Annotated in this window: 21 protein-coding genes; 8 read left to right on the top strand and 13 right to left on the bottom strand. The window is 63.5% G+C overall.

All coding sequences use genetic code 11. From position 1 onward, the window contains the following. Positions 1-21: 21 nt before the first annotated feature. From AB7Z56_RS16550 to AB7Z56_RS16520, 7 genes are all read right to left on the bottom strand, one after another. Entirely contained in the window at positions 22-804 is a 783-nt protein-coding gene (locus AB7Z56_RS16550; RefSeq protein WP_245328585.1) for a hypothetical protein, read from the bottom strand. Next, complete coding sequence (locus AB7Z56_RS16545) at positions 804-1,292, bottom strand: hypothetical protein (protein WP_063981902.1); 489 nt, start codon at positions 1,290-1,292, stop codon at positions 804-806. The genes AB7Z56_RS16550 and AB7Z56_RS16545 overlap by 1 nt, the downstream gene beginning before the upstream one ends. Beyond that, positions 1,289-4,096: a DNA-primase RepB domain-containing protein gene (locus AB7Z56_RS16540; RefSeq protein WP_187387979.1), complete on the bottom strand. Its 2,808-nt coding sequence runs from the start codon at positions 4,094-4,096 to the stop codon at positions 1,289-1,291. The genes AB7Z56_RS16545 and AB7Z56_RS16540 overlap by 4 nt, the downstream gene beginning before the upstream one ends. After that, positions 4,087-4,278 (bottom strand): hypothetical protein, encoded by a 192-nt coding sequence (locus AB7Z56_RS16535; RefSeq protein WP_354132604.1) that lies wholly within the window; start codon positions 4,276-4,278, stop codon positions 4,087-4,089. The genes AB7Z56_RS16540 and AB7Z56_RS16535 overlap by 10 nt, the downstream gene beginning before the upstream one ends. A gap of 179 nt (positions 4,279-4,457) precedes the next feature. Next, positions 4,458-4,718, bottom strand: a complete 261-nt coding sequence (locus tag AB7Z56_RS16530) for a hypothetical protein (RefSeq protein WP_063981899.1) — start codon at positions 4,716-4,718, stop codon at positions 4,458-4,460. Positions 4,719-4,982: 264 nt separating this feature from the next. Continuing rightward, the gene (locus AB7Z56_RS16525; RefSeq protein WP_441256364.1) at positions 4,983-6,362 is read right to left on the bottom strand and encodes a site-specific integrase; all 1,380 of its coding nucleotides are present in this window, start codon (positions 6,360-6,362) and stop codon (positions 4,983-4,985) included. Between the two features lie 452 nt (positions 6,363-6,814). Continuing rightward, positions 6,815-8,431 (bottom strand): alpha/beta fold hydrolase, encoded by a 1,617-nt coding sequence (locus tag AB7Z56_RS16520; RefSeq protein WP_354096242.1) that lies wholly within the window; start codon positions 8,429-8,431, stop codon positions 6,815-6,817. Between the two features lie 152 nt (positions 8,432-8,583). Here AB7Z56_RS16520 and AB7Z56_RS16515 point away from each other — a divergent pair, with 152 nt between their 5' ends. Genes AB7Z56_RS16515 through AB7Z56_RS16505 form a run of 3 tightly spaced genes read left to right on the top strand, consistent with a single transcriptional unit; the run spans position 8,584 to position 10,103 of the window. Then, entirely contained in the window at positions 8,584-8,847 is a 264-nt protein-coding gene (locus tag AB7Z56_RS16515; protein ID WP_166340950.1) for a hypothetical protein, read from the top strand. Positions 8,848-8,897: 50 nt separating this feature from the next. Next, positions 8,898-9,680, top strand: a complete 783-nt coding sequence (gene mddA, locus AB7Z56_RS16510) for a methanethiol S-methyltransferase (protein ID WP_207794761.1) — start codon at positions 8,898-8,900, stop codon at positions 9,678-9,680. A 21-nt stretch (positions 9,681-9,701) separates the two neighbouring features. Next, entirely contained in the window at positions 9,702-10,103 is a 402-nt protein-coding gene (locus tag AB7Z56_RS16505) for a nuclear transport factor 2 family protein (protein WP_038944930.1), read from the top strand. Positions 10,104-10,172: 69 nt separating this feature from the next. Here the strand turns inward: AB7Z56_RS16505 and AB7Z56_RS16500 are convergent, their stop codons facing one another. Next, positions 10,173-11,021, bottom strand: a complete 849-nt coding sequence (locus AB7Z56_RS16500) for a LysR family transcriptional regulator (RefSeq protein WP_166353227.1) — start codon at positions 11,019-11,021, stop codon at positions 10,173-10,175. A gap of 103 nt (positions 11,022-11,124) precedes the next feature. Here AB7Z56_RS16500 and AB7Z56_RS16495 point away from each other — a divergent pair, with 103 nt between their 5' ends. After that, the gene (locus AB7Z56_RS16495; protein WP_354076550.1) at positions 11,125-12,117 is read left to right on the top strand and encodes a zinc-dependent alcohol dehydrogenase family protein; all 993 of its coding nucleotides are present in this window, start codon (positions 11,125-11,127) and stop codon (positions 12,115-12,117) included. Between the two features lie 44 nt (positions 12,118-12,161). On the opposite strand, the gene AB7Z56_RS16490 is transcribed toward AB7Z56_RS16495, so the two are convergent. Beyond that, positions 12,162-12,392, bottom strand: coding sequence for a hypothetical protein (locus AB7Z56_RS16490; RefSeq protein WP_014494328.1), 231 nt, complete (start codon positions 12,390-12,392; stop codon positions 12,162-12,164). A gap of 276 nt (positions 12,393-12,668) precedes the next feature. Beyond that, entirely contained in the window at positions 12,669-13,652 is a 984-nt protein-coding gene (locus tag AB7Z56_RS16485) for an aldo/keto reductase (RefSeq protein WP_231142216.1), read from the bottom strand. A gap of 103 nt (positions 13,653-13,755) precedes the next feature. On the opposite strand from AB7Z56_RS16485, the gene AB7Z56_RS16480 reads away from it, so the two are divergent. Next, positions 13,756-14,649: a LysR family transcriptional regulator gene (locus AB7Z56_RS16480; protein WP_354124438.1), complete on the top strand. Its 894-nt coding sequence runs from the start codon at positions 13,756-13,758 to the stop codon at positions 14,647-14,649. Positions 14,650-14,923: 274 nt separating this feature from the next. On the opposite strand, the gene AB7Z56_RS16475 is transcribed toward AB7Z56_RS16480, so the two are convergent. Further along, the gene (locus AB7Z56_RS16475; RefSeq protein ID WP_166092133.1) at positions 14,924-15,997 is read right to left on the bottom strand and encodes a hypothetical protein; all 1,074 of its coding nucleotides are present in this window, start codon (positions 15,995-15,997) and stop codon (positions 14,924-14,926) included. A 244-nt stretch (positions 15,998-16,241) separates the two neighbouring features. On the opposite strand from AB7Z56_RS16475, the gene AB7Z56_RS16470 reads away from it, so the two are divergent. After that, positions 16,242-17,285: a patatin-like phospholipase family protein gene (locus AB7Z56_RS16470; RefSeq protein WP_231142219.1), complete on the top strand. Its 1,044-nt coding sequence runs from the start codon at positions 16,242-16,244 to the stop codon at positions 17,283-17,285. Positions 17,286-17,291: 6 nt separating this feature from the next. On the opposite strand, the gene AB7Z56_RS16465 is transcribed toward AB7Z56_RS16470, so the two are convergent. Both AB7Z56_RS16465 and AB7Z56_RS16460 read right to left on the bottom strand, forming a co-directional pair. Continuing rightward, positions 17,292-17,720, bottom strand: coding sequence for a CBS domain-containing protein (locus AB7Z56_RS16465; protein ID WP_071912650.1), 429 nt, complete (start codon positions 17,718-17,720; stop codon positions 17,292-17,294). 190 nt (positions 17,721-17,910) lie between these two features. Beyond that, on the bottom strand, positions 17,911-18,717 hold the full coding sequence (locus AB7Z56_RS16460) for a rhomboid family intramembrane serine protease (protein ID WP_354124439.1): 807 nt from the start codon (positions 18,715-18,717) through the stop codon (positions 17,911-17,913). Positions 18,718-19,183: 466 nt separating this feature from the next. On the opposite strand from AB7Z56_RS16460, the gene AB7Z56_RS16455 reads away from it, so the two are divergent. Beyond that, on the top strand, positions 19,184-19,738 hold the full coding sequence (locus AB7Z56_RS16455) for a PAS domain-containing protein (RefSeq protein ID WP_231142220.1): 555 nt from the start codon (positions 19,184-19,186) through the stop codon (positions 19,736-19,738). Between the two features lie 64 nt (positions 19,739-19,802). Continuing rightward, complete coding sequence (locus AB7Z56_RS16450; protein WP_354124440.1) at positions 19,803-20,231, top strand: cupin domain-containing protein; 429 nt, start codon at positions 19,803-19,805, stop codon at positions 20,229-20,231. The last annotated feature ends 57 nt before the right edge of the window (positions 20,232-20,288 follow it).

Here is a 20,288-nt window from a genome sequence, read left to right as displayed (position 1 = left end):
GGCAGCCGGCCGGGTGCGGTTTCAATCCCGATCGCGCCGTCGCATCAGCGCCGACCGGGTGTGATCGAGCGGAGGCAGGCGCTCCCAGCCATCCGCCTCAAACCTCGCAACGTCGGCATGCCGGACGTAGCGGCACACTGCGGAGGAACCCGGTCGAGCGGCTGTCACGCTAGATGTCACGCGAAGCCTGTTGCGATGGGCGCGCTGCCTACACCTCTCGGAACAGAACCGCGAACTGGATCGCTGTGGCTCGTAAGCATTCCGGCAGTGTTCACACAGCCGGAATCGTAATTCCGGCGTTGACCCCTTCGGGTGAAAGATCGGTCCCCCGGCATGATCGACTGAGAATCGATACCAAGCGCAATTCTCCTTGCCGGTGTGCTTGGAGCCCTCAATCCATTTGACCCGGCCGATTGCCACTATGTCCGTGGCATAGGGCAAAAAGGGTGCTGCCTGTTTGGTGTGCGCCCAATCCGCATCCAGAAGCAGCCAAGTCGGCCGGATGCTCTGGAAGTGCGCGATCAGCCTGTGCATCAGGTTGCGAGACCAAGGCGGGTTCGTGATGATCACGTCGGCTGCGCCGTAATGGTCGAGCGCAAGCGCATCCTGACCGCTGCGGATGTCGCCGCTGTAGACGCAAGCCAGCCCGAAAGATTCCAGATGCCGGACAAGGTCGCCATTGCCCGCACAGGGCTCGGCAAAGCTCTTGACGCTACTAAGGTACGGGATCAGCGGCACCACCGCATCGAGTGGCGTCGGGTAGAAATCAGCCTCGCGGCGCTCGAAGTTGGATCGCTTGCCCATTAGCCAGCCCCTAGGGTCAGCGATAAGGCGGCGGCTACCGTCGCCTTCCGATCCGCATGCCATGCTGCCCAGCAGCGCGAATGCAGCCAGGCGTGACCGGTCGGTTCGGTGCCATACGGCAGCAGCTCGTCGTAGGTGTCCTCGCTGGCACCGCATTCGAGACAGCGGCCACGCGGAGAGCAGACCGGATGGCGGTTCAGCCATTCGACAACGCAGCATTCAAAGGCGCGAGCCTCGGCGGGCGCCCGCGGCAGTCCGCCATCGAACTCGGCAATGCCCGCCCGTTCATTAAAGTAAACTTGCCAGTCCTCAGCCGACCATCCGTCACCGGGCCGGAGCAGTGCCACGACCTCGGCCTTATGCCGGGAAAGTGCATCGAGAACGGCGGTCGGCGGTGCCGAGGTTCCCCTCAACGCGAGATCGTCGCCATCGAGTGCGAGTTCTATACCGGCGGCCCGGGCCGCCTTGAGAGCCTCGACCGCGCTCATAGCCGCGTACTCCACCCCGCGACAGTTTCTTCAGCCGATGGAGCGGAAGGCGGAAAAGGCGGTAAAGGCGGTGATCTAGCGGGCACCACACGCCAGGCGGCGCGCCCGTCCGCTTCGGTCCGTTGAAACTTAAATCCCCCAACGATCCGGTCGGCATTCTTCTTCAACAGCCAGCCCAGCTTCGAACGGTTGATCTCGCCGCGCTCCTCCACCGGGAATTCGCGCATTGCATCGAGCAGATTGGGGTAACTCTTCGCCGCCTCAACCGCCTTGCGCACGGTCGTGGCACTTTCACCGAATACGGCATGCCATTCTTGCATCAGGCCGCTGAGGGCATCACCATCCGGATCGTGACGGATCTGTTCGAACAGCGCCGTCGCCGGATCGGGGTATCCGAGCCACATCAACGGATACCTACAATAGTCCGACCACGCGCCGCTGTAAGTGACAATGCTATCAGCCGGAGCACGAGGCGAACCTGCCCTGCGCCACGCCTGAATGATCGTCAGCACGGCGGCTACGTAAGCGCCGCGCCGCTGGCGCACCTTATCGACTGGAGCGCCTTTGTAGGTCATCGTCGCTGGTGTCGGGCAGCGAGGGTCGAGATGGATCGTCAGTACGCGTCGCAGCAGATCGCGGACCGGACCGACGTTATTTCCGGATCCGAGAAACAGGGCGCGCGTGCTGACCGTCGCCGTCTTGCTCACCCCGAGGATTCGATCCGTAATCGTCTCCGCCGTGAGCATCCTCTTGATGATGCCGTGCGGAATCCAGTCGGTGTCCATGTCGTCGAACTCGACGCAGGCCGGGCTCGTTAACAACAAGGACAGAATGACCTTGGTCGCTTCCTCCGAGGTCTTGGGATAGCTCACCTTGGCGTTGCCGCCCGGCCCGGAGAAGGCACCGATCAGTTCGCAAAGGTAGGTCTTACCGCTTCCAAATATCGGCGCTCGGACGTGAAATGCAGGCGCATGTGGCAACGTCGGGCGCACCACGGCGGTGAAGATGGCTGCCAGAGCAGCAGCCTTATCGTGGGCGGCCAGGAAGTGGAATTCGGTGAGCAACTCTTCCAGCAGGGTCAGTGCCGCGCGAGCCGCATCAGGTGTCGCGTCAGGGATTACGAAATGCCGCGCATCGAACACGCCGAACCGCTGTGCGGTTTTGTCATAACCAGGCTGCTTGACGAGTTCGCCGTCCGATTCACGGAAATACGGTTGCCGCGCCACGCCCGCCAGGGGCGGCAAGTAGCGATAGTTCTGTGCATCGAACAGGATGCCCATGTGTCGTGCCGGCGGATCGCAGCGCACCCAGTCCTTCGCTCTGCCGTCATATTTCTCCCATGTCGCCGCGACTGACAACTCGCGCGTCAGCGCCGGTGCGCTGGTCGGCACAATCGACGGATCACCGCTGGTAGGATTAGTCGCGACCGAGACAATCAAGCTTCCTGCCTGGTAGTGCCGCTCGCGGTTCGCCAGTTCCTGTTCGGCGGCGTCCACGACGCGGTGCAGGTCACCGGCCACGACACGAATGACCGGCTTATGCCGGGCTTCGGCGACGGGCACACCGATGAAGTCGAGCAGCGCCAGAATATGGAAATTGTCACGGTGCGAATGCTGGCAGCAAAAACCGCCAATGGGAAAGGACTCGTCTGGCTCAAAATAGCCCGCCGCCGTGTCCAATTCATCGGTGTGCTCATGGACCCACGGACACGTCATGTCGTGCTTGCCGGACCCCAAGGGGGTCTTGTAAAGCCCCCGCGCCTTGAGCGCCGTAATGACCGGGTTCTCCTCCGCCTTCGGAGTCAAGACGTCGTCCGCGTCGTGGCCAGAGCGGAGCGGAACCCTGGTGAATGGCGCAGAAGCCTTTGCAGGCTTCTTCTTCGGCCGTCCGGTGGGGACGAGTTCCAATTCTAGCCGATCCACAATCTCCTGTGGCGAGTAGCGCTTGCCAGGCCGCCATTCGATCAGGCGGCACCGGAACGGAACGCCGGCCTCGTCCGCGTATTTCGGTTTGCCGTTGATGGCCACCGGCAACCGTGCCCAGCGGCTCAACGGCCCCCTAGCCCCTGCGTCGCACAGACCCGCGTCGATCACCGAATTGAGCAAACGCACGGCAACCGCGCCATCGGTGATCGCGGAGTTGAGGATAATACCGCCCTGATAATTTTCAGGGCTGGTCTCGATCAGCCAGGACAATTCAAAATCACCCAGCCGATCCAGCGGCACCTTGGTGCCCAGGTCATCGAGCAGCAGGAAATGGCAGGCGGCAAACTGCGCTTTGCGGGCCTTGAACGACCCGTCTTCACCAGCATAGAAACTTGAGCAGCCGAGGTAGTTGTTGTGCTCTGGCACAACGATCGAGGGCACCCCATCGACCCTGCGCGCCACCCATCCGCCCAGATTCGGGTTGCCAGGCTTCGAGCATACGGCTGCAAAGGCACCGTGGGGTAGTTCCGCGATAACCGCCGCAATGAACTCAGCGTTGGTAATCCGAAAAGCACCGCCTTCGCCGCCTTTACCGGCTTCCCCTTGCCCGAAAGGCAAAACTGTCGGCGCGTTCTTCGCAGCAGTGATAGTCTCGGTTGCCCTCTTCCCCAATCCTTCCGATGCGTCACGCGCCTTCTCCGCCGCAACATTCGCATTGGAGGCCTTGAGCTCGGCGACACCGATCGATTCGTCGTTGGCTGTATTCACTTGGATGACGAGCTGCGAAGGAACGCCCGGGGCGAGAGGATCGTTTCCATTGCAGCGTCGGCAGGCCGAATGCGGAAGCCCGTGCAGGCACTCGTCCACGGTTACCGCCATGGCAGGTCACCCTGCGTGGCACTTTCGCGCTCACGACGCCATTCGGCCGCGGATTCCAGCGTGATCAGCGTGCGCGCGCCGACTTTCATCTCGCGCGGGCCTTCACCCTTCTTTTTCAGCTTGTAGAAGAATCCCGCACTGATGCCGTGGGCGGCGCAAAACTCGGCGATGCTGAGCGCCAAGCGCGGCATTGGAGGTCGCGGCCGGTCGGCAGCGAACTGGGTGTGGGATTTCGGCATGCTCAGCACCTCGATTAGGGCTGGCACCGCTTGGCGAATGCGAAGATCGGAACTATAGTAGGGCTCTCGATGCCCCTATTCATGTGTTCCCGGCCGGCGCCTCGCCAAAGGTGCCGGCCTCTCTATTTTGCGGAAGACTTATCGGACAGCGCCGCGCGGCGCTTAACCCAAGCATGCACGCGGGTTTTCAGGAACGGCGCTTGGCGTTCCCCGGTTTTGATCGGCCACGGAAAACCGTACCGCAGTTGCTTGCGGCGCAAATCCGATCGATCACGAACGATGCCGCGCGCTTCCAGATCAGCGTAGCTGTAGAGCCCGGCCGCGATCTCCTCGTCGGTCGGCGCATCGTCTTTCACTTCGTTTTGGGGCTTAGTCAGGAACATCGCGTCACCTCAGGCAATTTGGTGACCCAGAAACCTAAACAGAAAATCTCGCCTGTAAATACCAGAAAACTGCGAAAATAGGGCCTCGGCGAAGCTAAGTGGCTCATTTGCATCGCCGGGTCTAGCTCAGCTCCGAGCTCGGCTTGGACCGATATAGCCCTCGTTTGCCGCGCCCCTGCAAATCCGCTTGTCGGCGGACTTCAAGGACCCGTGGCATTGGTTACGAACGTTTCGAAGTTTATGTCGACCTCAACTCCGAGTGCATCATGCAACCATGTTGTCAGCGGCTGGCGCAGGTTCCGACAACAACCCGACGCGCGCGATGTCGTCGATGGAATGCTCGGTGATGTACCTCGAGTAATGCTTTTCGATCATCGCTACGCTGGTGTTGTGCAGCGACGCCACCAGCCTGATCGGCACATTTCGCAGCAGCATGCGGACGATGCTCGAGTGGCGCAGGCAGTACATCGTCACCTCGGCGGGATCGAGCCCAATGGCGGTAACGGCCTTGTCCACTTGGCGATGATAGTTCTCGCGCGGATTGTTGTTCCAGGGACTGCCGTTGCTTTGCAACAGCAGCTGAGCATCGGCTGCACGACCTCTAGCCGCCAGCTTGAGCCGTACAGCCAACTGGACCGTAATCGGCACGCTGTAGCGCTCGGCCTTTTTCGCACTGCGATTTCTGCCGCCGCCCTTGGCAGACTTCGGCATCATCAATTTCGGCCGCACCGGATGATCCTGCAGATCCTCGACGCGAAGCCGGACCGCCTGACTGGGGCGCGCGCCAGTGTTCGCCAGTGTGTCGGTCAGCAGTCCGAATTGATGATCGAGTCCGTAAGCGGCGGCGACGAATTCGTGCACCTTGTTGTCCGGCAGGATCACGTTTCTCGCCTCCTGCGCGTTAGGCAGATTGGCAAGACCAATTTCCCATGCCTCACGGTTCTTGACGCGCTGGTCATGCTGCGCCGCCAGTTCCAGCGCAGCGCAAACGCAGCGGCAGAGCCGATTGATCGTGGCCGGCGCCATCGTGCCAAGCAGGCCGTCGCGCCACTTCTTCAGTTCGATCGCCGCGAGCAGCGCCACCGGCTTCGACAACAGCGCCGGCGTGAGATGCAGGCGCGGATGCTCTGCGTTGTAAGGATTGGCTGCGCGGGCCTCAAGATCGCGCTTGTAGTCCTTGAGCGCACCGTCAACAGTGATCGGTGCGTTGCTGGCGCTACCGTCATCGCTGCGCGCCAGCTTCTTCGCCGCATCCTGCGCCTCGTGGAACGTCAACACGTTCCTGGCGTCGGCATCCTCGAAATCGTCGGCCAACGCAAAGCTCTTGGTCCAGTAAGCGCCATGGCCGTCGCTGACCTTAAGCACCCATGTGCCGTTGGTCTTGTTGCGCCTGTACATCAGCGCGATTCCGCGCGCGAGCGACGGGCCACTGTAAGGCCTGCGGCGAATCTTTAATCGCAGCCGCGCGCTGCGGCTTTCCAGCGCACTGAAGCTGACTTTGCGTGCCATGTAATTCGTGTCCCCGTTCTCGCGAAGTGTCGCGATCGTGTCTGTAGAGGCCCATGAAGGCGTATGACACGTTATGGGGATATTGCGCGCGGGATCAATGGGATGCGAACTGCACGTCGCTCTACAGAACTCCATGCGCCTATTTATTTTCCCTGCGCAGTGGTTGGAACGGCGTATGTCGTGCTCTCCCCGGGGAGCGATGCACTATTGCCCCCGTCGCCTTGCGGATGGCTGATGCGCGCGCCCGGTTGGGCAACACGCACCACCACAAGACTTGGCGCACAGACCCCGGGCGCCAGGACGACACGATCTGGCCGTACGTGGATCACACCGGTCGTGCGTGCGACGTGCTTCGCTCACGGCTGCCCGCCCTGCGATCACCTTCGCACCAGTGTGGCCCACGTCCACCGCCGCCCGGCCCGCGTTCGTGACGATCGCGATACGCCCCTCTTCCTTGGGCCGAAGTGAGGCAACACATACGCCGTTTCCGAATTCTTATAAAGCGAATTATTTTCGTTGAAGGCGATTGACAGCGTTCTGCCCTGAGTTCGGTGTTTTGCCCGTCGGGCAAAACTCGATAAGCACGATCACCGACAGCGATCGGGCGCGAGAAATCTTCTTACACTGTCCAGAAATACCGACCAGGCCGGCTCGGTCCCCAGCAAGATATGATTGGGGCTCTCGAGCGGAACGAATGTTGCGCCTTTAATCCGAGCAGCGAGTTCCTGCCCCTCCGTGAACTTTACGCTCGCGTCGGCACGAGCGTGCAACACCAGGGTCGGCGTTCGTACATCCTGCAGCAGATGCCGCACATCGATTTCGCCGAAGATATTCGTAAGCTTGAAGGCGTTCTGCGGCGACGTCGTAATCCGCTGCAGATCGTTGAACCACTGCGCCTGCTCGGCATTTGCTTCAGGAATGAAGAGGGACGTGAATATCTGGCGAAACACCGGACTTTCTTGCCCCCACCCCTCGAGGACCAGAGTTGTCAATGCCTCCCGGCGGGCCACGTTTGACGGGTCCTGATGGCGCCAACCCTTTGCGTATCCGCCATAAAGAACGAGATGACTGACACGCTCCGGGTGCTTCACGGCGTAGGCTATCGAGATCGCGCAGCCCTGAGAAATGCCAAGCAGGGGAAAACGTTCGAGCCCCGCCGCATCGACGACCGTCTCGAGATCACGCACGAAGGCGTCGAAGGAGATGTCGAAGACATCCCAGTCCGACAAGCCCGTACCGCGTTCGTCGTAGCGCAGGAACGTGTTGTCGCGGCTCAACGCCTCGATCCAGTGCTGCCAGACCGGGCTCGCAAAGTCGAATTCCAGATGATTGAGCCAATTGGCGGCTTTCACCAGCGGCGGCCCGGCGCCGACCGACGCATAGGCGATGCGCACCCCGTCGCGCGCGGTGCAGGTTCGAACGTTCTGCTTGAGCTGCCTCGGCGAAGCCGCCGGCTCAGCGGCGGCCACATCCCCGGGCGGCACCCGATGCTGCGACCGATGTCGCAGGAGTTGCTGGTAGAGCGCCCTCGTCTCCTGATCCGGCTCGACGTTGAGCTCTTTGCGCAGGATCGCCTCGCAGCGCTTGTATTGCCGCAACGCCAACGCGGTCTGCCCCTGCTCGGAGTAGAGCCGCATCAAGGCGCAATCCACCTCTTCCTGCAACGGATCGATCGCCAACAAACGGAGCGCCAACGCGATCGCCTCCTCCCGTGCGCCGATAAGCTGTAATTCCCGCAGCAGCGTATGGAAGGCAGAGGTGGCGACGGCGCGCAATCGGGTCCGCTCGCCCAATAACCACTCGTCGAAAAGATCGGACCGCGCGTTCAGTCCCTCGAGAAAGGGGCCGCGATACAACTCCGCTGCACGTTTCAAATTGGCGATGGACGGATCGGATACTGCATCCTTGAATTCGACGACGTCGGTCGTGACGGCGCCGATATCGAAGCCAAGCAGGTCGTGATCGGCGGACAGCGGCAGCTCGGCGCAATCATGTCGCAGCATGCTGATGCATTGGCGCAAGCTTTGTCGCGCAGCGTCCTCGTGACTGTCGGGCCAGAGCAACGCCGCAAGCCGCTCACGAACATGGACGACCCCAGGGTTCATGGCCAGAAATGCCACGAGGGCCTGCGCCTTCTTGTTGCGCAAGGTGACCGGCCCGCCCCGGTCCATGGAAAACGAACCAAGCAAGGTCAACCGCGGCATTCCCACCCTCTCGGCATCAAATGGCGCAATTCTAGCAGCCTCGACCGCGTTTTTGACGGTTTTTTCACGCCTGCCCTGACGAGCCGCTCACCGCCGTCCTCTAGAAAGGAGACAACGCGCTACCCGGCGCACATTTGAAAAGGCACAAACACGTGACCCTGATTTCCCTATCCACATCAAGCCTCGCGGCGCCCTTCGGGCGCCGAGGCATTCCGCTGCTTCTCGCGAGGTTCCGGCGCCTGCTGAACGGTTGGATCGCCGCCGCCATTGCCCATCACGAGCGCCGGGCGGCGCTCGTCGCCCTGCGCCCGCTGGACGACCGGGCGTTGAAGGATGTGGGTCTCTATCGCGGCCCGTTCGATGACCTCATCGAACGCGCTGCACGGTCTCGATGGAGCCGCTTCTGGCAGGCGTGAGACGACCACATCAGTTCAATTCGATCCTCGCCAAAGACCAGGAGAAGATGATGTCTATCACGATTCAAAACGGGCCAGGTACAGCACCCACTCGCCCCTTCGCGCTGGCGATGAAGTCCGCGGCCCTCGTCTACGGGACCAGTGCCTATTTGATCTTTCTGGGCACGTTCCTCTATGCCATCGGCTTCGTCACGCAATATATCGTGCCCAAGACCATCGACACCGGCGCGCCGACCTCGCTAACCAACGCGCTCGCCATCAATCTGCTGTTGCTATCGACCTTCGCGGTTCAGCATAGCGGCATGGCGCGGCAGGGGTTCAAGCGGCTGTTCGCGCGCTTCGCTTCGCCGGTCATCGAGCGCTCCAGCTACGTGCTGCTGGCAAGCCTGACGCTCTTGCTGCTGTTCTGGCAATGGCAACCGATTCCGACGGTCATCTGGAACATCGAGTCTCCCGCCTTGGCCGGGCTCGTGATTGCGGGCGAGTTCCTGGGCTGGCTGATTGTGCTCTACAGCACATTCCTCATCAGCCATTTCGAACTGTTCGGCTTGACACAGGTTATCAGCCATTTCGCCGGCCGGCTCACCGCGCCCGTCAAGTTCAAGTCGCCGGGCCTGTATCGCCTCATCCGCCACCCGATCTATCTGGGGTTCATCATCGCCTTCTGGTCGACACCGGTGATGACGCTCGGACACCTGATATTCGCATCAGTGACAACGACCTATATCTTCGTCGGCATCTGGCTCGAGGAGCGCGATCTGGTGGCGCTCTTCGGCGACGAGTACCGAAAGTATCGGGAGCGCGTCGCGATGCTGTTGCCGGGCCTTTTCTGAACAGATTGGAAAGGCACCATCGTGACCGGACAGGATTTGATCGATCGTGCAAAAGCCTTCGTCGCGGCAGTCGCCGCGGCGAAGCCCCGCCAGACCGTCGAGGCCTTTTATGCCGATGATATCGTGCAGGAGGAATTTCCAAACCTTCTCCTGCCGCAGGGCGCAGTGCGCGATTTCATCAACTTGCGAGCGTCTTACGACAGATCCCGTTACATCCTTGCCTCGCAATCGTTCGAAATCGTCAACGCCCTTGCGTCAGGCAATTGCGTGGTGATGGAGACGATCTGGACTGCAACACTGGCGGTCGGCGTCGGCAAGCTTGCTCCCGGCGACACTATGCGCGCCCGTTTTGCGCAGTTCTTCGAATTCCGTGACGGGCTGATCTTCAGGATTCGCAACTACGATTGTTTCGAGCGAATCTAGTCCGTAGGGTGAGTTACGCCTGTCGACTGAGCTTCGCACGGCCGAAAGGCTAATCCACCCTGCAGGCCGTCATGCCAACCGTTCGATCACGAGATCGAGCAGCGCGCGCAGGCGCGCCAGACGCCTGAGATCGCGGTGATAGCCGACAAACGTGTCGCGGCCGGGCGGCGTTGCGCCGATGTCGAGCGCGACGAGACGGCGATCGCGGTCGCCGAGGGGGCGTGGCAGCACGGCGAACCCGCCGCCGCCGGCACACAGCTCCGCCTGCGCCTGGCGGTTGTTGCTGCGCGAGGCGATCTCCGCATTCGGCAGCGTGCGCTTCAACCAGATCGCATCTGGCATGTCGGCGAATTCGGCATTCATGGTGACGACACGGGCGCCGCTTCCGTCGCCGGCGCGCGGCGGCTTGCTGCCCTTCCTGCCATACAGCGCGTAGGGAATGTGGAGCAGCTTTCTCGATATTACCTCGGGCTCGCTGAACGGCTTGATGCGGAAGACGAGATCGGCCTCGCGCCGCGGCAGGCTATAGAGGCGCGCATCGGTCAGGAGCTCGACGATCACCTTGGGATGGCGCTTGCCGAAGGCGGCGATCACCGGCGACAGCATCACCGTGCCGAACCAGTCCGACGACGACAGCCGCAGCATGCCGTCGAGCTGCGTCTCCGCACCCGAGGCGTGGCGCTGAAGCGCGAGCGCCTCCTCCTCGATCCGCTCGGCGTGGCGCAGCACGGCGGCGCCCTCGTCGGTCAGCACAAAACCATCGGCGGTGCGCTGGAACAGCGTTTGTCCCAGCGCGGTTTCGAGCGCGCGAAGCCGCCGCCCCATCGTCGGCTGGGTCTGGCCGATCTTGCGCGCGGCAGCTCCGAGTGTGCCTTCGCGCGCAATCGCCAGGAAGATGCGCAGATCGCTCCAGTCCATCGAAATGACCTCATACAGAAATGCACGATCATCGTACATCCTTGTTCATTTCCATGCAAAAATTCATGGGCATATTGGAGGCCAACAACGGAGCAAGACGATCATGACGAGACAATCGACGATGCGGGCGGCGATCCTGGAGACCCACAACGCACCGCTGCGCCTCTCAACCGTCTCCACGCCCGAGGTCGGGCCGCGCGAGGTGCTGGTGCGGGTGCATGCGAGCGGGGTCAATCCGCTCGACACCAAGATTCATGCCGGCGCGGCAGCACATGCGCGTCATCCGCTACCCGCCATTCTCGGAATCGATCTCGCCGGCGTGGTCGAGCAGACCGGGCGCGACGTGACGCGGTTCAAGCCGGGCGACGAGGTCTATGGCATGACCGGCGGCGTCGGCGGCGTGCCGGGATCGCTCGCCGAGTTCGCCGCGGTCGATGCCGACCTGCTGGCGCCCAAGCCCGCCAATCTCAGCATGCGCGAAGCGGCCGCCCTGCCGCTGATCTTCATCACGGCCTGGGAAGGCCTGATCGATCGCGCGGCGCTGAAGGCCGGCCAGAGGGTTTTGATTCATGGCGGTGCCGGCGGCGTCGGCCATGTCGCGATCCAAATCGCGCGCGCCATCGGAGCAGACGTGTTCGCGACCGGCTCGGCAGCGCAGCGCGCCACCATCGAAGGCTTTGGCGCTGTGTTCATCGACCGCGGCACTGCGATCGAAGCTTACGTTGCAGAGCATACCGGCGGCCGCGGCTTCGACATCGTCTACGACACCGTCGGCGGCAAGGTGCTCGATGCCTCCTTCGAAGCCATGCGCCGTTTTGGCCATGTGGTGAGCGCGCTGGGCTGGGGCACGCACGCGCTTGCGCCGCTGTCGTTCCGCGCCGCCAGCTATTCCGGTGTGTTCACGCTGCTGCCGCTGCTATCAGGCGAAGGCCGCGCGCATCACGGTGAGATCATGGCGGAAGCGACGCGCCTGGTTGAAGCCGGCAAGCTCGCGCCGCTGGTCGATGCAAGGCGCTTCACGCTGGAGAGTGTTGGCGATGCCTACGCTCTGATCCGGGATCACGCCGCCAAGGGCAAGCTGGTCGTCGACATCTGAGGTGAGGCTCGTAGCCCGGATGGAGCTGTCTGCTGCACCCGCCGCTAGTCCTCGCTGGCCGCCGCTGAGCGATTGCGCAAGTAAGCCTGCGACAACAGGAAGAACAGTGCGCGCTCGCCATGATATTTGGCGGACGGCCGGGTGCGCTCGAAGCCATCGGCAAATATCTTGCCGGACTGGCACACCTGCCATCGCCAGCCAAACCGCTTACGCCTGGTGATGATCACTTCAAACATGCCGACGGGCTTGGTCCCCTGCTTCTGCCGGTCTCGCAAGGCATGCGCCTGCTCCGGCCTCCCCCGTTAGACGGATGCCCGACATATAGCGCAGCAGGACGGAAAGAGAATAAAATTGATTATCGGAAATCCGTATCTTCCACCGGCTATGACGAAGTCGCGACGCTTGCGGAATAAGCCTGTGCTGGCGGTGTTAATCGCTTCCTTCAACACTGCTTGCAACGCTGCTTGGTAGCGCTGGCAAAGGTATTCAAGTTGGAACACAAGACGCGTATGCCCGGTAAGCGAACGCTCACCGGGCATTCACGCCGCAGCTCAGCGGCCGACTCGCGCCTGGAGATGCGCAGGATAGCGGTCGCCCTGCACGGCGACCTTGGACAGCACCCCTGCAATTGCAGTGAGGTCCGCGTCCGACAGCGTCACCGCAGCCGCGCCCAGATTTTCCTCGAGCCGGTGCAGCTTGGTGGTGCCGGGGATCGGCACGATCCACGGCTTCTGCGCGAGCAGCCAGGCCAACGCGATCTGCGCCGGCGTCGCTTTCTTCATTGCGGCGATCTCGCCAAGCAGATCGACGAGAGTCTGATTGGATTTGCGTGCGCTGGATGAGAAGCGCGGCACGATGTTGCGGAAGTCGCTCGCATCGAACGTCGTGCTCTCGGTGATCGCGCCGGTGAGAAAACCCTTGCCGAGCGGGCTGAACGGAACGAAGCCGATGCCGAGCTCTTCCAGCGTCGGCAAGATCTCCTGCTCCGGCTCGCGCCACCACAGCGAATACTCGCTTTGCAATGCGGTCACGGGCTGCACCGCATGGGCGCGGCGAATGGTCTGCGCACCCGCTTCCGACAGGCCAAAATGCAGCACCTTGCCGGCCTGGATCAGGTCCTTGACCGCGCCCGCGGTCTCCTCGACCGGCACGTCGGGATCGACGCGGTGCTGGTAGAACAGATCGATGCGATCGGTCTTGAGCCGCTTCAGCGCAGCCTCCGCCACCGCCTTGACGTTGGCGGGCCGGCTGTCGAGCCCGGCCTCGACCTTGCCGCCCTTGAAGCCGAACTTGGTGGCGATCACGACCTTGTCGCGGAATGGCTGAAGCGCCTCGCCGAGCAGCTCCTCGTTGGCAAAGGGCCCATAGGCCTCGGCGGTGTCGAAGAAGGTCACACCGCGCGCGACGGCGGTCCTGATCAGTGCGATCGCCTGCGACGTCTCGGTCGCCGGGCCATAACCGTAGCTCAGGCCCATGCAGCCGAGGCCGAGGGCCGAGACCTCGAGGCCGCTCTTGCCCAATGTTCGCATCTGCATCGTCAGCTCTCCCTGAAGTTCATGTTCGGCAGCGAATTTAGGCCACGCGCCGACCTGCGATTAGATGATAAAATCGGTATGTACTGATGAGATGGATTCATGAATGACCCGCACCAACGTCAATGACCTCCTGGCCTTCCTTGCGGTCGCGCGCGAGCGCAGCTTTACCCGCGCGGCAGCCCAGCTCGGTGTGTCGCAGTCGGCGCTCAGCCATACTGTGCGCGGCCTGGAGGAACGGCTCGGCCTGCGGCTGCTCACCCGCACCACCCGCAGCGTCGCGCCAACGGAAGCGGGCGAACGTCTGCTCCGCAATGTCGGGCCGCGCTTTGCGGAGATCGACGCAGAGCTGTCGGCGCTGACCGCGCTCCGCGAGACACCGGCGGGCACCGTCCGCATCACCACCGGCGAGCACGCCGCACAGACAGTGCTGTGGCCGGCGGTCGCAAAGCTGCTGCCGCGCTACCCCGATATCAAGGTCGAGCTCGTCGTCGACTATGGCCTGACCGATATCGTCGCCGAGCGCTACGACGCCGGCGTACGCCTCGGCGAGCAGGTCGCCAAGGACATGATCGCGGTGCGGATCGGGCCGGAGATGCGCATGGCCGTGGTCGGCGCACCCGCCTATTTCGCCGCGCGGGGCAAGCCGAAGCTGCCGCAGGATCTCACCGAGCACAATTGCATCAACCTCCGCCTGCCGACCTATGGCGGGATCTATGCCTGGGAGTTCGAGAAGCGCGGACGCGCGATGAAGGTGCGGGTCGACGGCCAGCTCGTGTTCAACACCGGCCTGCTCAGGATGAATGCCGTGCTGGCGGGGCTTGGTCTTGCCTACATCCCCGACGATCTCGTCAAGCGCGAGATCGCCGACGGCCGGTTGATCCGCGTGCTCGCCGACTGGTGCGCACCGTTTGCGGGCTATCACCTCTATTATCCGAGCCGCCGGCAGCCGACGCCGGCGTTCGCCGTGCTGGTGGAGGCGCTGCGCTATCGGAAGTGAGGGGCGCGGCCCTCCTCCTCGTCATTGCGAGCGCAGCGAAGCAATCCAGAATCTTTCCGCGGAGGTACTCTGGATTGCTTCGCTGCGCTCGCAATGACGGTGGGGAAACAGCTGCGCGTCGAAACTGCGCTCTCGTGCCCCGGACGCGGCGCAGCGCTCCTTCAGCGGTGCGCCGCTGAGCCGGGGCCCATCTATCGAGATATGTGCTTGTGGCTTCCCGGGTCCCGGCTCTGCGGAGCGGCATTGCATGCCGCACCGCGTCCGGGACACGAGACTAGCGCGCGACCACTTCCACTTCGCCGTCGACGCCGTTGACGACGTTGAAGCCGCGCTCGTAGACCTTGCCCTCGTTCTTGGCGATGGCGCGGTATTCGCCTTCGGAGAGCACGACGCGCGGGAAGGCGCCGATCGATTCCTTGATGACGTCGCCGCCGGGGGTCAGCACCGACCAGGCGGTGTTGGCGAGCGCCTCGCCGCCCCTGTCGCTGACGAGCTTGAGCGTGATCACGGCGGCGCGGTGGGTGATGGTGACGTCGGTGAGCTTGCCGGCCTGGACACGGATGTCCGAGCGCACCACCGAATTGGCGTCGCCATAATTGGAGATGATGTAGTAGGTGCCCTCCGGGATCAGCACGACGTCGCCGGCGGCGACGTTCGGGACCAGCGAGGCGCGCTCGCCGGACTCGAACTGGCTGCCCTTGTAGATCGCGAACGAGATCTGGTTCTGCGGAATGCGGCTGGTGCCGACGCGCCCCTCGATGCGCAGGCCGCCGGCCGGCAGCACGAAGGATTCGCGATCGGTCTCGGCCTTCAGGCTGACGGTGCGCACCGCACTGACGAGGCCGAAGGCGACGTGCACGACGTAATTGCCCGGCGGCAGCACGATGTTCGGCGTGGCGTTCCGATCCTCGCGGATCAGCTTGAAGGTGCCGTTCTCGTCGGGACGGTCGGCAAACACGCGCCAGACCAGGCCGCTGGTGATCGCGGGTGTGTCCTTGCCGTATTTCGCGGTCAGCGACAGAACGCCCTGGCCGGGCACGGCCGCGTTGAGCGGCGGGGCCGCCGGCACGGTGCTGACCGCGGGCGGCGGCATGCTGGGCGTGTTCGGCTGCAGCAGGGTCGGCGGCAGGCTCGGCGGCCCAGCACCCGGGCCTGAGGGGGGCGCGAGGCTGACGGCGCCGCCGGGGTCGGGCACCGAGGCGGGCGGCACCGGGGGCGGACGATCGGAGAAAAGCTGCGCCCGCGCTGCATTTTGACCAAGGATATAGAGGCAGGCAGCAAGGATCAGCGTCGGCAGCAACGATGTGCTGCGCCGCCATCCGATGATGCCGTCACCCCCGAGAGTCATGCCACCTGCTTTTCACCGAAAACGCGGCAAATTCAAGCCTCCGAATCCCCGGGGAATACGGCCGGATACAGTTCTTTGGAACCCGGTTGACGCCTGCGTGATTAAACGGGAGGCAGCCGCTCCTCGCCACACTCCTGCCCCCTGCTTCCCGAACGGTATAAACCATGCTTCGCCCTCGTTCTGGCGGAGCGGAGGTACGGCGCCTACTCTGCTGTGAGGGCTGGCCCGGGGTAGGAGGGTTTCGGTGCTTGATATCTTGAAGGGTCGGGGCGCGAACGGCTCCAATGGAGAGAAGGTCGGTCTTGGTAGCGTGCGACGGCCGGTCATCGGCCTGGCGCTCGGCGGTGGCGCGGCGCGCGGCTTTGCCCATATCGGCATCCTCAGAACCCTGGCCGCCAATGGCATCGTGCCTGACGTCGTGGTCGGCACCTCGATCGGCGCCGTGGTCGGCGGCCTCTATGCGGCCGGCCGGCTCGATACGCTGCAGGAGTGGGGACGCAGCCTGCAGGGGATGCGCAACATCCTCGGCTATCTCGACATCCGACTGAGCGGCTCCGGCCTGATCGGCGGTGAGAAGCTGGCAACCCGGCTCGAGGACGCGGTCGGCCAGACCCTGATCGAGGATCTTCCGATCAAGTTCGCCGCCGTCGCAACCGAGGTCCGTACCGGCCACGAGATCTGGCTGACGCGCGGCCGCGTGGTCGACGCCATGCGCGCCTCCTACGCCCTGCCCGGCATCTTCTCGCCCGTCCTGATCGGTGACCGCTGGCTGGTCGACGGCGCGCTGGTGAATCCGGTGCCGGTCTCGGCCGCCCGCGCGCTCGGCGCCGAAATCGTCATTGCCGCAAATCTTTCCAGCGACATCTTCACCCATTCCACGACGATCTATTCGCACGGCGCGGTGCCCGAGACGGTCCCGCCGGCGGCCGAGGCGACCACGGCGAAGCGGCGCTTTCCGCGATTGTTCTCGCCCGAGAAAACCATGAAGCGCGAGTTCTTCGGCGGCGCCGGACGGCCCGGCATCTCCTCGGTGATGGTCGACGCCTTCAACATCATGCAGGACCGCATTACCCGCGCGCGCCTCGCCGGCGATCCGCCCGATCTCCTGATCACGCCGCGGGTCGGCCATTTCGGCTGGTTCGACTTCCACCGCGGCGAGGATCTGATCGCGCACGGCACCCGCGCCGCCGAGCGCGCGCTGGAGTCGATCCAGGAGGCGATCGAGGTGCTCGCGCCGGCGCCCGCGGGCAGCGCGCCCAAGGCGGGCGAGCCCAAGACAGACGAGTGAAGCCGCTCAGGCCGTCTTGATATAGTCGCGCAGGGCTTCCTGCTCGGCCTCGTATTCCTGGACGCGGCGCTTGACGATGTCGCCGATCGAGATCAGGCCGACCACCTTGCCATCGTCGACGACCGGCAAATGGCGGAACTTGCCGGTGGTCATCGTCTCCATGAGCTCAGCGACCGTGTCCGTCTCCTTGCAGGTCACGACCTTGCGGGTCATGACCTGGGAGACCGGCTCCTCCAGCGCGCCGGCGCCGCGCTCGCCGATCACGCGCACGATGTCGCGCTCGGACAGGATGCCTTCGAGCCGGCTCTGGTTCATCACCAGCACCGCGCCGATCTTCTTCTCGCCGAGCAGTTTGACCGCGGCAGCCAGCTTGGCGTCGGGCTCGACGCTCATGATCTGGTGGCCCTTGGTGTTGAGAATGGAACGTACCGTCATTGTCGGCCTCCCTGAATCGGATCCGTCCGCATTTCGCGGACCGGACTTGTTCGTCGAGTCTTCAACTAACAGTTTAGGCGCCGGTTGCACGCTGAGGCGCTTTGCGAAGCATCGCCGCTAGCGGCTTGTCGCTTCGGAACATTCTTCTCGGGAATGATGGATGAATTCGGGCGGCGCCGCAAGCGGCGCTTCAAATGCGGTTTGAAATGTCCTGTGATGACGCATCCGCAGCATCGTTTCGCACGCGCGGCACGGGATCGAACAGCGCGAACAGCAGAAGGCCCGCGAAGAAGCCGCCGATATGCGCCTGCCAGGCGACGCTCGTGGTTTCGGAATCGACGCCGATCGCGCCGACGCCGAAGATGATGTTGACGCCGAACCAAACGGCGAGGAAGCCGACCACCCGCCCGTCGCGCAGCGCGCGCGACAGTGGCAGTGCCGGAACCCTTGCGGCGGTATCGGCGTCTGATCGGTTGAACGACAGGAAGCTGCCGCGGACAAAGGCAAAGCGGATCGCCGCCGCCATCGCGCCGGACACCGAGGCCGAGGCGCCGATCATCGGCGCCACCGCGTGCTCATGGGTGACGAGATGGGCGAGCGCGCCGGCCGCTGCCGTCACCGCGAGAAACAGGAAGAACCTGATCGCGCCAAAGCGCCGCGCCAGCGCGCTGCCGAACGGCAGCAGCCACAGCACGTTGAAGCCGAGATGGGTCAGATTGGCGTGCAGCAGCGAATAGGTGACGAAGGTCCAGACCTTGGCGCCGGCCCCGCCGGGGATCTGCAGATTGAGCAGCGAGGAATCGTAACGTTTCGGGATGAAGCCGAAGACGTCGATGGTCCAGTTCTCGAGCTCCGGCGGCAGCAGCACCCGCAGATGGATCACCGCCAAAAGGAGGATATAGGCGGTCAGCGCGACCGGCAGCGTCAGGATCGGCTCGCGCGGAGCTTCCTCGACAACGGCCGGCAGCTCCGGCGGAGAATCTTGCGGGGAATCCAAGGCAGCTTCGCTTTCAGGCGCGATCGGAGCGACAGGCTTAACGACAGCCTTGGAGATAGTCGCCTTTGCCGGCCTTGCGCAAGTGTACAAAAGGAAAAGGCAGGGCCCTGGGAAAGCCCTGCCTGTCCGTGTCGGTCTTCCGGTACCCAGAGGAATAAGGTGTATCCCCACCCCTCCCCGCGGCCCGCGACCAAACTGTTTGACGCCCGTGTACAGGCCCCGCCGAGAACCTGGATGAAAGCGGCGAGGCTTGCGACCGCGATCACCATAGCAGCGGCGCGCCGGACGGAAAGCGGATAGTTAATTTAACGTTAACGACGCAAAGACAGCCTCCGGGGGCCCGAAAACGCCTCCACGGCATGGACGCTGCAAATCCCCTCCTGCACAACAACGAAAGGGATCGCGGGTGCACTGAAGCGGGACAGGTTTGTCCCGCGAGCTAGCGCCCCGGGGTAAGCGTTCAGTCATGAAACATCCGTCGAGCCGCGCGTTCTTCGCGTATTGGGACAAGAAGCGCGGCACTGCGCGGGCCCCTGATCGGGCCGATATCGATCCGGCCGCGGTCCGCGGCCTGCTCGGCGATATCTTCGTGCTGTCCTGCGAGCAAAACCTCGGCTTCCCGTTCCGCGTCGCCGGCACGCGCGTCTGCGCGCTCGCGGGGCTCGACCTCAAGGACCAGAGCTTTGCGGCGCTGTTCACCGAGGCCAGCCGCAGCGAGATCGAGGAGATCACCACGATCGTCGCCGACGAGACGTTAGGTGCGATCGCCGGAATCACCGCCGCGCGCGAGGACGGCAGCAAGGCGCATCTCGAGCTGCTGCTGCTGCCCTTCAACGCCCGCCCGCATACGCCGGTGAGTGTCACCGGCGTGCTCGCACCGTTCAACGACGAATGCGGCGCGTTGTCCGCATTCGCCCTCACCTCCTGGCGCTATCTGCACCAGCCGGAGAAGCTGCTGCCGCGCGCAATCCGCAAATTGCAGATCGCACGCGGGCTGATGGTGTATGAGGGGCTGAGGTAGTTTTCGTTTCGACGAGGGCGAACGCCGCGACCTCGATACAGTCTCTCACCGGGATGACACAGCCATGTCCGACATCATCAGTTTCGGTACGCTTCAGCTCCGCTTCCTGCACAGCAAGGACGACACCGGCGGCAGCGTCGACATCTTCGAAATGACGCTCCAGCCGAATGCGCGGATGCCGATCCCGCATTATCACGACCGCTGGGACGAAACGATCTACGGGCTGTCCGGCGTATCGACCTGGACGATCGACGGCAAGCAGAACGATCTCGGCCCCGGAGAATCGGTCTTCATCAAGCGCGGCATCGTGCACGGCTTCGCCAACCGTTCGACGGGACCGGCAACATGCCTGTGCATCCTGAGTCCCGGGGTGCTGGGCCCGCAATATTTCACGGAGATGGCCGCACTCCTGTCGGCCGGCGCGCCACCCGATCCCGCAAAGATGAAAGAGACGATGCTGCGCTACGGACTGGTGCCCGCGCCGGCAGCGTGAGCCAGGCTCGCGATCCATCATTGGAACCTTACCTGCTGCAGGACGTTTAGCTGTTTG

The sequence above is a fragment of the Bradyrhizobium sp. 482_C4_N1_8 genome, assembly GCF_052075965.1.
Lineage (GTDB): Bacteria > Pseudomonadota > Alphaproteobacteria > Rhizobiales > Xanthobacteraceae > Bradyrhizobium > Bradyrhizobium barranii.
Note: the sequence above shows the minus strand (reverse complement) of the source record. Positions and strands in the feature narration are given on the sequence as shown.

Coding starts and splice junctions, on each gene's coding strand:
- AB7Z56_RS16550 (WP_245328585.1), bottom strand. CDS start 804: ATGGGCAAGCGATCCAACTTCGAGCGCCGCGAGGCTGATTTCTACCCG.
- AB7Z56_RS16545 (WP_063981902.1), bottom strand. CDS start 1,292: ATGAGCGCGGTCGAGGCTCTCAAGGCGGCCCGGGCCGCCGGTATAGAA.
- AB7Z56_RS16540 (WP_187387979.1), bottom strand. CDS start 4,096: ATGGCGGTAACCGTGGACGAGTGCCTGCACGGGCTTCCGCATTCGGCC.
- AB7Z56_RS16530 (WP_063981899.1), bottom strand. CDS start 4,718: ATGTTCCTGACTAAGCCCCAAAACGAAGTGAAAGACGATGCGCCGACC.
- AB7Z56_RS16525 (WP_441256364.1), bottom strand. CDS start 6,362: ATGGAGTTCTGTAGAGCGACGTGCAGTTCGCATCCCATTGATCCCGCG.
- AB7Z56_RS16520 (WP_354096242.1), bottom strand. CDS start 8,431: ATGCCGCGGTTGACCTTGCTTGGTTCGTTTTCCATGGACCGGGGCGGG.
- mddA (WP_207794761.1), top strand. CDS start 8,898: ATGTCTATCACGATTCAAAACGGGCCAGGTACAGCACCCACTCGCCCC.
- AB7Z56_RS16500 (WP_166353227.1), bottom strand. CDS start 11,021: ATGGACTGGAGCGATCTGCGCATCTTCCTGGCGATTGCGCGCGAAGGC.
- AB7Z56_RS16495 (WP_354076550.1), top strand. CDS start 11,125: ATGACGAGACAATCGACGATGCGGGCGGCGATCCTGGAGACCCACAAC.
- AB7Z56_RS16485 (WP_231142216.1), bottom strand. CDS start 13,652: ATGCAGATGCGAACATTGGGCAAGAGCGGCCTCGAGGTCTCGGCCCTC.
- AB7Z56_RS16480 (WP_354124438.1), top strand. CDS start 13,756: ATGACCCGCACCAACGTCAATGACCTCCTGGCCTTCCTTGCGGTCGCG.
- AB7Z56_RS16475 (WP_166092133.1), bottom strand. CDS start 15,997: ATGACTCTCGGGGGTGACGGCATCATCGGATGGCGGCGCAGCACATCG.
- AB7Z56_RS16465 (WP_071912650.1), bottom strand. CDS start 17,720: ATGACGGTACGTTCCATTCTCAACACCAAGGGCCACCAGATCATGAGC.
- AB7Z56_RS16455 (WP_231142220.1), top strand. CDS start 19,184: ATGAAACATCCGTCGAGCCGCGCGTTCTTCGCGTATTGGGACAAGAAG.
- AB7Z56_RS16450 (WP_354124440.1), top strand. CDS start 19,803: ATGTCCGACATCATCAGTTTCGGTACGCTTCAGCTCCGCTTCCTGCAC.